Origin of the sequence: Acinetobacter sp. YH12255 (assembly GCF_013417355.1) — a bacterium.
Classification (GTDB): Bacteria; Pseudomonadota; Gammaproteobacteria; order Pseudomonadales; family Moraxellaceae; genus Acinetobacter; species Acinetobacter pseudolwoffii.
Genome location: NZ_VPEC01000007.1, coordinates 94,216 through 105,553 on the forward strand (window position 1 = coordinate 94,216; position 11,338 = coordinate 105,553).

At 44.2% G+C, this 11,338-nt stretch carries 9 protein-coding genes, 4 tRNA genes and 1 pseudogene; 10 read left to right on the plus strand and 4 right to left on the minus strand.

The annotated features are described in order from the left end of the window. Positions 1-46: 46 nt before the first annotated feature. Positions 47-2,494 (minus strand): ribonuclease R, encoded by a 2,448-nt coding sequence (gene rnr, locus FTV30_RS04860; RefSeq protein WP_074383572.1) that lies wholly within the window; start codon positions 2,492-2,494, stop codon positions 47-49. Positions 2,495-2,757: 263 nt separating this feature from the next. On the opposite strand from rnr, the gene FTV30_RS04865 reads away from it, so the two are divergent. The 4 genes from FTV30_RS04865 to FTV30_RS04880 all read left to right on the plus strand — a co-directional run bounded on the left by FTV30_RS04865 (position 2,758) and on the right by FTV30_RS04880 (position 3,437). After that, positions 2,758-2,847, plus strand: a tRNA-Ser gene (locus FTV30_RS04865). A gap of 16 nt (positions 2,848-2,863) precedes the next feature. Continuing rightward, positions 2,864-2,940: transfer RNA gene (locus FTV30_RS04870), tRNA-Arg, on the plus strand. A gap of 48 nt (positions 2,941-2,988) precedes the next feature. Then, positions 2,989-3,065, plus strand: a tRNA-Arg gene (locus tag FTV30_RS04875). A 295-nt stretch (positions 3,066-3,360) separates the two neighbouring features. Continuing rightward, positions 3,361-3,437 (plus strand) — tRNA-Arg (locus tag FTV30_RS04880). A 105-nt stretch (positions 3,438-3,542) separates the two neighbouring features. Here the strand turns inward: FTV30_RS04880 and FTV30_RS04885 are convergent. Further along, positions 3,543-4,841 carry an SRPBCC family protein gene (locus FTV30_RS04885; protein WP_180001121.1) on the minus strand — a complete coding sequence of 433 codons (1,299 nt, stop codon included), beginning with the start codon at positions 4,839-4,841 and terminating at the stop codon, positions 3,543-3,545. A gap of 160 nt (positions 4,842-5,001) precedes the next feature. On the opposite strand from FTV30_RS04885, the gene FTV30_RS04890 reads away from it, so the two are divergent. The 4 genes from FTV30_RS04890 to yddG all read left to right on the plus strand — a co-directional run bounded on the left by FTV30_RS04890 (position 5,002) and on the right by yddG (position 8,159). Next, positions 5,002-5,499, plus strand: coding sequence for a YcxB family protein (locus tag FTV30_RS04890; protein ID WP_005168696.1), 498 nt, complete (start codon positions 5,002-5,004; stop codon positions 5,497-5,499). Between the two features lie 42 nt (positions 5,500-5,541). Next, positions 5,542-6,183, plus strand: a complete 642-nt coding sequence (locus FTV30_RS04895) for a fumarylacetoacetate hydrolase family protein (RefSeq protein WP_180001122.1) — start codon at positions 5,542-5,544, stop codon at positions 6,181-6,183. 153 nt (positions 6,184-6,336) lie between these two features. Beyond that, positions 6,337-7,275 (plus strand): DMT family transporter, encoded by a 939-nt coding sequence (locus FTV30_RS04900; protein ID WP_180001123.1) that lies wholly within the window; start codon positions 6,337-6,339, stop codon positions 7,273-7,275. Then, on the plus strand, positions 7,272-8,159 hold the full coding sequence (yddG, locus tag FTV30_RS04905) for an aromatic amino acid DMT transporter YddG (protein WP_180001124.1): 888 nt from the start codon (positions 7,272-7,274) through the stop codon (positions 8,157-8,159). Before FTV30_RS04900 ends, yddG begins: the two co-directional genes overlap by 4 nt. A gap of 30 nt (positions 8,160-8,189) precedes the next feature. Here the strand turns inward: yddG and FTV30_RS04910 are convergent, their stop codons facing one another. Next, entirely contained in the window at positions 8,190-9,437 is a 1,248-nt protein-coding gene (locus FTV30_RS04910; RefSeq protein ID WP_180001128.1) for a YihY family inner membrane protein, read from the minus strand. Positions 9,438-9,551: 114 nt separating this feature from the next. On the opposite strand from FTV30_RS04910, the gene wrbA reads away from it, so the two are divergent. Beyond that, complete coding sequence (gene wrbA / locus FTV30_RS04915; RefSeq protein ID WP_180001125.1) at positions 9,552-10,148, plus strand: NAD(P)H:quinone oxidoreductase; 597 nt, start codon at positions 9,552-9,554, stop codon at positions 10,146-10,148. Between the two features lie 53 nt (positions 10,149-10,201). Here the strand turns inward: wrbA and FTV30_RS04920 are convergent, their stop codons facing one another. Then, positions 10,202-10,651, minus strand: coding sequence for a hypothetical protein (locus FTV30_RS04920; RefSeq protein ID WP_100535247.1), 450 nt, complete (start codon positions 10,649-10,651; stop codon positions 10,202-10,204). Positions 10,652-11,154: 503 nt separating this feature from the next. Here FTV30_RS04920 and FTV30_RS04925 point away from each other — a divergent pair. After that, positions 11,155-11,338 (plus strand): annotated as a pseudogene (locus tag FTV30_RS04925) (IS5/IS1182 family transposase); the annotation flags it as partial.

The following is an 11,338-nucleotide window of genomic DNA, read 5'->3' on the forward strand; positions in this document are numbered from 1 at the left end:
ATAAATAAAAAAGAGCGCCGTAGCGCTCTTTTTATACTGTCAAAAATTATTCAGTCTTGGCTTTTGCATTCGACTTTTTCTTTTTGATCTTGGTCTTTTTCTTTACTTTATCTTTAGCCTTTGCTTCAGGCTTTGCTGCAGATTTTTTAACAGACTTGCTGTTGTAAGAGCTGGGTTTTCCTTTGGCTTTTTTGCGTCGTATGGGCTGTTCTCCATCGGCATTCAGGCTGGATTTAGACTCGCGCTCATTCTTGCTAAAAACCTCTTCTGTTGCTGCTGGACGTACTGCCGGTTTTTTCTCGCTCACGCGCGGCGCACGGGCACGGATCGCACGGCCGGCATGACTGAGTTGCTGTACCAGTTCAAAGTCGATCTTGCGCTCTTCCAGATTGACGCCAGCCACCTTGATCTTGACTTCATCGCCCAGACCAAAGACCTGACCACGATTCTGGCCGACCAGATTCTGGCTGACTTGATCAAAGACAAAGAAGTCATCGCCCAACTGGCTGACATGCACCATACCATCCACATACAGGTCTTTTAGCGTCACAAACAGGCCAAACTCTGCTGTCGCACTAATGATGCCAACAAATTCTTCGCCCAGATGCTGCTGCATATAATGACATTTCAACCAGGTCGTCACCGAGCGAGAGGCTTCATCGGCACGGCGTTCAGTGGCAGAGAAATGTGTTCCTGCTTCATCTAAAGCTCCACCTGAAAGCGGAGATGGCTTTTTATTTAAATGCGCTTTAATGGCACGATGCAATAACAGGTCTGGATAACGTCGAATTGGCGAAGTGAAATGTGTGTACGCCTCATAAGCCAGACCGTAGTGCCCCGCATTGTTAGGGCCGTAATAAGCCTGCATCATGGAGCGTAATAACACCGCATGAATGCTTGGTGCATCTATGCGGTCTTTGGTCGCTTCAATCACCGCCTGATAATCTGCTTGGGTCGGTTGCTCCGGGAATTTCAAACCAAGCAGCTTGACGAAATCACGGACTTTTTGAATACGCGAGAACTCAGGTGGCTCATGTACGCGGTACAACATCGGAATTTCATTTTTCAATGCATATTCTGCGGCTGCCACGTTGGCCAACAACATACATTCTTCAATCAGCTTATGCGCATCATTACGGCTACGCGGCAAAATCTCTTTAATTCCGCCCAGCTCATCAAAAGTCATATACGTTTCAACGGTTTCAAATTCCATGGCATGACGTTCAGCACGTAAGCCTTTCAGAACCTGATAGAGTTGGAACAGGGTGTTGATCGACTTGCGAACTTCGCGATCTTCGGTAATGGCCTGACTGTCGCCTTCCAGATATTGGGCAACCTGATCATAAGTCAAACGTGCTTTAGAGTGCATCACGGATGGATAGAACTCAAAACCGGTAACACGACCGGCACGTGACAGTTTTAAATCACAGACCATACAGAGACGATCAACAGCCGGATTTAAAGAACACAAGCCATTCGACAAGGCTTCAGGCAGCATTGGTAAAACAAAGTGCGGGAAGTAGACAGAAGTTCCGCGTTCCTGAGCTTCATCGTCCAGCGGTTTGCCTGTACGTACATAATGACTGACATCGGCAATCGCTACGACCACGCGATAGCCACCGCCCGGACGTTTTTCAGCATATACTGCATCATCAAAGTCACGTGCATCTTCACCATCAATAGTGACCAAAGCTAAATCACGCAGATCCACACGACCTTCACGGTCTTTCTCTGTTGGTTCTTTAAAGCTTTCTGCATCCTGAATCACTTCTTCCGGGAATTCATAGGGCAAACCATATTCTAAAATGGTTTGTGGAATGATGATTTCGGTATCGGCTTTATCTGCCATGGACTGGACAATATGACCGGTCGCAAATTCTTCACGGGTCGGATAAGTATCAATCGCCACGCGAATCGAATCACCCAGATTGACTTGCGCATGTTCAATCAGTTCTTTTTCAAGAGTAATGGGCTGATGCGCATTTGGGCTGGCAGGTTGAACAAAGTATTCACCTTCATATAGGGAAACTTTACCAATGATCTGCTTAACGCGGTGCTGCACAACTTCAGTCACATAACCCCAGGCTTTACCTTTACGGTCTACTGAAGTTTGACGTACTTTGACACGGTCGCCATTAAAGACCAGCCGTAGTTCACGCTCAGCCAGTAAGAGATCGTCCTGGCCAGAAATGTTGGCAGTTCCCATCCCGCGGGAATTGATATAAACCGTCGCTTCGGATTCAGGCTGCTCGACGGCAATCTGGAATTTATAACCATCTTTCATCAATTGCCCGTCACGCACCATCGCAATTAAACGATGGCTGAGAGCATCAATACTTTTTTGATCTGCGATTTCGAAATGTTCTACCAGGTCGGCATGAGACTGGGCATTATTTTTTTCTATGGTTTCTAAAATTAGCGTACGGCTTGGGATAGGGTTGTCATAACGTTCGGCTTCAGCTTTTGCTTCAGGATCGACCCAGTTTTTCATCATGTCTTTAAATTTATCTTAGGAGATAGGTTTAGCATAAAACATGTGTGCGCAGACTGCACGTAAATGATTGCAATAATCCATTTAAGTTTTCAATTTTCTGTTCATTTTAGATAACTGGAAATTTATTCGGTTTTTTGAGCAGGAAAATGTACGAAAAATCGCTGAATTGCTTAAAAAGTATTTAAACGAGCAAAAATATGCACTTTTTTTCGATGCTGCGCTTGCAGTGCCATGCCGAAATTTGTATTATGGCCGCACGTTACGGTGAGATGGGTGAGTGGCTGAAACCACGTCCCTGCTAAGGACGCATACGGGTAACTGTATCGAGGGTTCGAATCCCTCTCTCACCGCCACGCTTACTTATGTCGCGCGCTCATAGCTCAGCTGGATAGAGCACTTGGCTACGAACTAAGGGGTCGGGAGTTCGAATCTCTCTGAGCGCACCAAGTAAGTTAAGTATAAAAACGTATTGCCAACCTAGGCACACAAGTTACGCGCTCATAGCTCAGCTGGATAGAGCACTTGGCTACGAACTAAGGGGTCGGGAGTTCGAATCTCTCTGAGCGCACCAACTTTAACAATCAACCGCTTTCATAGCGGTTTTTTTGTGCCTGAAATTTGGGGACATCTTTCTCGGTATTTGCTGTGTACTTTTCATCAGGATGAAATGGAGCTTGTCGCCACATTGAATGCAGCGTCAAAGTCCGGATGGTATTAATTGTTTTTAGCTCTAAATGTGCAGAAATTCTCACAGAAAACTGTAAATACTGCTGTATCGTTTAATTACTATACATTCAGTTGTGCTTTTATTAAAAAACACTTAACAAGCCTTAAAAAATCCGTATAATGCACCCCATCAAGACGTCGCGCTCATAGCTCAGCTGGATAGAGCACTTGGCTACGAACTAAGGGGTCGGGAGTTCGAATCTCTCTGAGCGCACCAATCTTGATAAGAATTCTGAAAAAACCGCACATTGATGCGGTTTTTTTACGTCTGTAATATTTAACGCTTTTTCATATAAAAAACCAATAACTACCGATTCGTTGATTATCTTAATTTTTGCTGTACCTTGAGTGCATAGACGGTATTGCCACCCACCGCAGGTAATACATCGTGATAGGGCAGACTGCGCATGGCCCTTAATAAAAACGGTACCTGATCATGAATCTTCATGCTGCTGGTGATTTGGAACAGATTACCTTGTGATTGCGGCAATAGCTTCATGCCGCCTTTGACAAACTTTAAGTCGCCACCATTGGCATTGAACTGATTCTGCAAGGGATCGGGCTGGTAAAAACGCATCTTGAAGTTGAATGGAATCTGAATCACGCCTAAGCCCACTGAAACTTTATAGTTGGCATCTACACTTTGGGTATTGATCGGGTTAAGTTCGACTTTCTTGATCTGGCGTGGGAAAAGCTGTTGACTGGCTTGTGCAGCCAACCACGGTCGTAGCTTGTCTACCGAATGCGGAAAGTATTGATAGGTGCTGCTAAATCTCAAATTTTCTGACGCTTTTCCTTCTTTAATCTGATAGCTGGGCAAAATAAAACTGACCGGTTGGCCGGATTTTTGACTAAGCTGGGCAATCTTCTGTAGCTGTTGTGAATTAAATTTCAGTTGTGGAGTCGGGGCGGTGAGTGTTGTGGCATGACTGGTTTTAAAGCGCTGTTGCAGTGCTTCGAGTACAAATGCGTTGGTACTGGGAGGAATGCCAAGTTTGGCTTCAGGCAGGGCATTGAGAATCTTACTGAATAGAAAACCTTTGGGCTGGTTCAGGTCGCCCCACTGGGTCACTGTCACCAGAGTTCTGTGCGGATCAAGCGCGAACCATTCCAGTTTTCCCGCGCCATAAGGAATGGGTGCATCAATAATTAAAGTGCTGATGCTGTTATTGCCCAGATGATGCTGCATCACCACGGTTTCTTTGAAGTTCAATATCGGAATTGGTGTGGGGATATGCACCTGATATTTGACCTGCTGAATCGAGCCTTGCTGTTCTAAAATTTTGGCCGACTTTAAAGTCGGAAACAGGCCAACATAATCCGGATAATGCTGTAGCAATTTCTCGACCTGTGTTTCAGCCACAGGCAAAACCACGGCGGCACTATAAAATTGTGCCTTGCTGGTGGCCTTACTGTTTAAGGTAGGAAGCTGGGTTTTAGTTACCGGATGCGCATAAATCAGAATCCTTTCGCCTGTTAATTCTGCCAATTGTTGGGCATTGCCCGGATAAGCACTCAGGCTACTGGGTAATTCTGCATCCCAGGGAATGATCTTGGCCAGTGATAGAGTAGACAGACCCGAACAGATACCGATTGCAATACATTGCTTGAATCCTTTCATTCAACATCCTGTTGCATATTTTTTGTTTTAATTGCTGTTTATTTAAAACTAAATACACGTTTTTCCAAAGCAAAGTTATGTAATTGATGCGTCAGGCCATAAGCATTGTGCATATTTTGCTATAGTATTGGGCAAGATTTTATTTTTTTGATGTGATGCTATGACTGAGTCAGCACCGACTTTATCGACCCGTTATTTTCTGACTTTAGAAGAATCTCAGGATGGTTTTGCCTTGGCGACTTTTGGCAAAAAGCAGATTTCACGTTTTCTGACGCCTCTGGTCAGTATCGGGATTATCCTTTGGGGCTTTTCGATGGGCTTTGACGGGGTAGGACGCTATTACGTGGCTTTGGGGGCATTCTTCCTGATCCTGCAAGGCATCATGCGTTACTGGTTTCTACCGATGATGTTTAAACGCCAGTTCGTCAAATATCAGTTTGGTAAGAGTGAGCAAGGCCTCGATCTGTATCAGGACTATGCGGAGATTTTTAATAATGAGCGTAGCAAGCTGGTAGCGTATAGTGAAGTGCAGAATTTTGCTGCCGGCAAACTGACCTATATGCTGGAACTGAAAAACCGTACCGTCATCATTGTGCCAAAACGTGCCTTTAAAGATGCGACTGAGCAAAACATTTTTGAGAATGCATTTAAAAAATAATCCAGAGATCGATATAAAGACAAATAAAGGAAAGTTTTGATCATGAGTACACGCCCATCCAAAATTGTCTGCGTTGGTCGCAGTTATGCCGATCATGCCAAAGAACTCGGAAATGCGATCCCTGATCGTCCGGTCTTATTTATTAAGCCACCGAGTGCCTTAGGCTCGCTCGATGCAGGGATTGAATGGAATCCGGAGTGGGGCAACTGCCACTATGAATGTGAACTCAGTTTGCGTATTGACCGGACTTTAAGCAAAGAAAATGATCCTGTAAAAGCACTGCAAGCGGTGGGTGCGGTGACTTTAGGTCTGGACTTGACCCTGCGTGACTTGCAGGATGAACTCAAGAAAAAAGGCCAGCCTTGGGAACGTGCCAAAGCCTTTGATGGTTCGTGTCTGTTGTCAGACTGGATTCCTGTGAATGATGTGGTCGCGGACTGGCAAGATGTGCATTACACTTTGGAGGTGAATGAAGAACTGCGTCAAAAAGGCGATACCGCTTTATTGATTTTTGATATCGCGACTTTACTGGCAGATATCAGCCAGGTATTCACTTTAGAAGAAGGTGATGTGGTGATGACGGGTACACCCGCGGGTGTGGCGGCATTGCATGCAGGCGATCAGTTGAAAATGACCCTGAAAGGCCAGTCTCAGGATTATGTCTGTACGACTTGGGTTAAATAAGCTGAACGTTATTTTTTGATTGAAAGGACTGCGAGTGCAGTCCTTTTTTATCGAGTTTTAAAATATTTACAGCGCTGGCAAAATAATAGAAAAGTATTGTTTTACCGCAGAGAAGATTATAGTGGGCACTTTAAAGCGGTCACAGGAGTAGGGGTGAAGCAACGTCAGGCGCTAGATACCAAAGCATCTGCCATCATGTTTGTATTATGTATGTTGTGGGGGCTACAACAGGTCGTGTTGAAATGGGCGGCCAGTGATATTTCAGCCTTGATGCAAATTGCCTTGCGTTCAGCCTTGTCTGCGATCATGGTGTATCCCCTGATTCAGCAGAGCGTGCGCCGTCAGCTTTTGAGCACCCGCTATTTGCCTGCAGGATTGCTGGTCGGAATACTGTTCGCAACCGAGTTTTATCTGATTGGGGAAGCACTACGCTATACCTCAGCTTCGCATACCATTGTTTTGCTTTATACTGCGCCGATTTTTGTCGCATTGGGTCTGCACTGGAAATTGCCGGCAGAGCGTTTGTCGCGTGTGCAATGGGGCGGTATCTTCGTGGCATTTAGCGGGATTGTGGTTAGTTTTTTACTCAGACCACAGACAAGCTCTACTTTACAAACCGATGCTTTGTGGGGAGATTTTCTGGCCTTACTCGGAGGTATATTCTGGGCAGCCACCACTGTCAGTGTACGTCTGAGCCGACTGGCTGAAGCACCTGCCACCCAGACCTTATTCTATCAATTATTGATGGGCGGCATATTATTGCTACCCTTGGCCTTTTTTAGTGGACAAGCGACCATTCAATGGACGACCCTGTCTATTTCCAGTCTGATCTTTCATACCGTGCTGATTTCCTTTGCCAGTTATTTGATCTGGTTCTGGATGCTGAAACATTATCTGGCTTCACGTTTGGGCGTATTTTCTTTTTTAACGCCTGTATTTGGCATGCTGTTTGGGGTGCTGATTCTGGATGAACAGATCGAACTGAATTTTATTGTTGGAACCTGTATGGTCATGCTGGGCGTGATTCTGGTGAGCTTGCAGGGATGGCTGAAAAAACCGAATACAACGAACAATCCTCAAGAGCAAACATGAACGTCTGGTCGATGAAACTGGCCACCTGGATTGGCCTGTCTTCCATTCTGATCTGGGCCAGTCTGGTGGCTGTGGTCAAATTGATTACCGAATCTACCAGTCCGGTGCAGGGGATTGCCCTGATTTACAGTTTTAGTAGTCTGGCGATTCTGGCATTGATTGGATTTCCTAAAATCAGGCAAATGTCCAAGTGCTATCTATTGGGGTGTGGGGCTTTGTTCGTTGCTTATGAAATTCTATTTCTTGTTGCAGTTGCCTGGTCGGATCACCGTGAACAGGTGATGCTGATTGCGATGATCAATTATCTCTGGCCACCCTTGATGATTGTCTTTTCGATATTTGCCCGGCAATTGCAGGCGCGTCTTTGGGGCATTCCAGGATTTTTGCTTGCTGTAGTCGGTCTGATGTTGGTGGTCAATCCTGAAATTACCAATCTATCGAAACTTATGCAGGTTTTAGCTGAAAATCCTTGGGCTTATGGCTTTGCTTTTATCGGTGCCTTGTTATGGCCATGTTATTGCATTCTGACCAGAAAATATGGTCGTGGACAAAATGGCGTACCGATTTTTTTTGTGGTCGCCGTCATTGCGTTATGGGGCTTACATCTGGGCTTGGATGAGCCTTTCAGGATGCCTTCATTGAAGCTCTGGCTGGAAATCGCCATAGTAGGCAGTCTGATCGGGATTGCTTATAGTAACTGGAATCAGAGCATGCAGTACGGCAATATCAAGGTACTGATTTTGGCCACCTATTTTATGCCAATTCTGTCTTCAGTTATGTCGATGCTGATTCTGGATATTCGACCCGAGCTGAGTTTTTGGATTGGTACTGCTTTGGTGACCGCAGGTGCGATCGTCTGCTGGAAGTCTACGCAAACAACTTAAAAAAATCCTCTCAAGCGAGAGGATTTAGGATTATTTATTCCGGAACAATTCGGAAAGTGGAAAACTCAGCTTTTCTTCCAGATATTGATCGGTTTCCTGTAGCTTAGGCGAGAATTTCTGCATCCAGATTTCCTCGGTATGTGCCTCGGTGAAGTGATGCTTACGTGGCAATGGATAAGGAAGTTGCAGATAAAAGTCCCAAAAACTCACCTGATCCAGATCACGTACCAAGACATATTCATTGTCATCGGTACGTTTGATCAGATTTTGTTTTTCAAACATGCTCACATAGTTTGGCCAGCGACCAATTTCATCACGACCCAAAGCATCTAATGCTTCTGCTTCACTAATGCTCTCACCAGTTTTTTGCTTTTTATGAAACAGCTCTAATAGATCCAGCAGCATGATGATTGGGTGACGTTTATGATCCTGACTAGACTCAAAGGCCGTCAGGGCATAACTGATCTCAACGCCGAGTAAGACAATATTCCAGGATAAATAAATCCACAGTAGAAAGATCGGCACAGCGGCGAATGCACCATAGACAATCTCATAACTGGTAAAGTTTGACATCACAAAACCGAACAGGTTTTTAAGCAGCTCAAACACCACTGCACTAAATAGGCCGGCAATAAATGCAGACTTGAGTGGCACACTGCGATTGGGGATGGTCCAGTTGAGAATGAAAAATCCGAGTACGGTCAGAGAAAAGGAAATGGCCCAGAGGACAAAAGCACCATTAAGTTCATACCCGGCAAAGTTATTGCTGAGGACACTCATGGAAGCCACGGTTGATGAAATGACGAAGGCACTACCCAGTAAAATCGGTCCCAGCGAAATGATAGTCCAGTAGCGCATAAACCCGATAATTCCACCTCGGGTCTGAGTCACTCGCCAAATTCGGTTAAAGGCCGTTTCGATACTGGTGAGCATCAATACGGTCGTAATGAATAAAAACAGGATACCAATCACGGTTAAATTACTGGATTTATCGGTAAAGGCATTCAGCGCTTTATCAAAGGCAATCGTGGTTTTGGGTAGAAAGTTACTGTAGATCAGCTGTTGCAATTGTTGTCGTGCAGGCTCTAAGGCTTTAATCGATGAAATAATGACCAAGAAAACCGTCAACATCGGCACGACTGCGAAAAGCGTAGTATAGGTCAGGGAACCGGCTTGCTCACGACAACGGTCTGCTTCAAAGCGTCGGAGTACGAATAAAATAAACTGAAACCAGTGTTTCTCATAAAAGGGTAACTTTTTTAAATACTCAACAATCATGTGCATCCAATCTCAATTTTTTTAATCATCATGAATTTTCATCCATTAGCTTAACCAAAAAAGTTACAGAATATCGTATAGTTTTATTTTTTTAAGTAATGAATAAGAAGCCTCATGCAACCTTATGTTCTTGTTTTATATTACAGCAAATATGGCTCAACGAAAGAAATGGCACATCTGATAGCCAATGGCGTTGAATCGACAGGAATGGCGGTAAAAATTCGGACTGTCCCGAATATTTCTAGCGTCGTAACCGTAGCCGAGCCGAGTATTCCGGCAGAAGGAGATATTTATTGCAGTTTAGAGGATTTGGCCCAGTGTTCTGGCTTGGCCTTAGGTTCACCGACCCGTTTTGGCAATATGGCCTCAGAAATGAAATACTTTTGGGATCAGACCACCAGTCTATGGCTGAATGGCGCGCTGCACGGTAAGCCGGCCTGTGTCTTTACCGCATCGGGTTCCATGCATGGCGGACAGGAAAGTACCTTGTTGACTATGCTGCCACCATTATTCCACCACGGTATGATGATTATGGGGCTCAGTAATGCTACAGCTGCCTTGTCCAATACCAAGACTGGCGGTACGCCGTACGGTGCCAGTCATGTCAGTGGCCCACGGCATGATCAGGGTTTAAGCCCAGATGAAAAAGTTTTGTGCGAAGTACAGGGCAAACGACTGGCTGAAGTGGCTTTAAAACTCAATCAGTCTTAAGCATTAACTCAGAAGGAAATGAAGAACTCACTCACTTCATTTCCTTCATGATATTAATCTTCTTTTTGATCTTTTTGATCTTTTTGATCTTTTTGATCTTTTTGATCTTTTTGATCTTTTTGATCTTTTTGATCTTTTTGATCTTTTTGATCTTTTTGATCTTTTTGAATAAATCTATGTTTGCATTTTAAACATTGATAATCCAAGAATAAATTACGGTCGACGGAAATCCCGGCTTTTTTGCCGAGGAAATTCCCTATTACGCCACCGGTAATGCCAACACTGATTGCCCCGACAAAAGTACCCACTGTCCCACCTAAAATTACACCTAAGGGGCCAGCAACAGTACCAATCGCTGCGCCAACGGATGCGCCAGAAGCGGCACCACCGACTGTACCCGCAGTGGCACCGGCCGAGCTCATGAGAATGCCACCAATTTTCTTTAAATTCTGTTCGTGATCACGCTGTTCGATGTCAGTGGAACCACATTTAGGACATTGCATAGGTTTTTCCATCAAGGATTGGTATTCACTTGTTTTAAGTTTATGGAGGAGATGCAATTTTCTCTAGATCAGCAGCTCTTCATAATATGCTGCAACAGCATATATACATGCTGAATCCTGAGATCAGGAGCATTTCCTACTTTCCTGATTCTAGTTGAATTAACGCTAAAACATTGTATTTCAGCTGTAAATATATTTATTTTTATCTGCTTGAGTCATTTTTGAATTATTTCGATCATGCAGGACACTACAAGATTCTGGAGGTTTTTCTTCCTCAGTACTCTATCTATACACAGGCCTGATTGGCCATTTCTTTATATTCAAAGTAGCTGACGGTTTGCTGGCTGCTCTCAAAAGCTTGCAAACAGAAAGGAATCATTAAAGCTATTTGGCATTTTTTATCAAAAAAACAGCTTAAAATCGGCATTTTTTTATAAGTGGTTTTCATTCTCATTGATTAATTAGACCTCTTGCGAAAGTAAAAAATTGTTTATACTAGTCCCATGAAATATGAAAATTTAACTAGATTTAATGATGGGGAATTTAAACGACTTGTTGGCGTTCCTCGTCCATTATTCTTAAAAATGGTATCAGTGTTACAACACGCTGAACTTGCCAAGAAAAAATCTGGAAGACCTCATTCGTTGTGTTTAGAGGATCAATTGTTGTTAACTTTAAATTACTTAC

Coding starts and splice junctions, on each gene's coding strand:
- rnr (WP_074383572.1), bottom strand. CDS start 2,494: ATGATGAAAAACTGGGTCGATCCTGAAGCAAAAGCTGAAGCCGAACGT.
- FTV30_RS04885 (WP_180001121.1), bottom strand. CDS start 4,841: ATGAAAGGATTCAAGCAATGTATTGCAATCGGTATCTGTTCGGGTCTG.
- FTV30_RS04890 (WP_005168696.1), top strand. CDS start 5,002: ATGACTGAGTCAGCACCGACTTTATCGACCCGTTATTTTCTGACTTTA.
- FTV30_RS04895 (WP_180001122.1), top strand. CDS start 5,542: ATGAGTACACGCCCATCCAAAATTGTCTGCGTTGGTCGCAGTTATGCC.
- yddG (WP_180001124.1), top strand. CDS start 7,272: ATGAACGTCTGGTCGATGAAACTGGCCACCTGGATTGGCCTGTCTTCC.
- FTV30_RS04910 (WP_180001128.1), bottom strand. CDS start 9,437: ATGATTGTTGAGTATTTAAAAAAGTTACCCTTTTATGAGAAACACTGG.
- wrbA (WP_180001125.1), top strand. CDS start 9,552: ATGCAACCTTATGTTCTTGTTTTATATTACAGCAAATATGGCTCAACG.
- FTV30_RS04920 (WP_100535247.1), bottom strand. CDS start 10,651: ATGCAATGTCCTAAATGTGGTTCCACTGACATCGAACAGCGTGATCAC.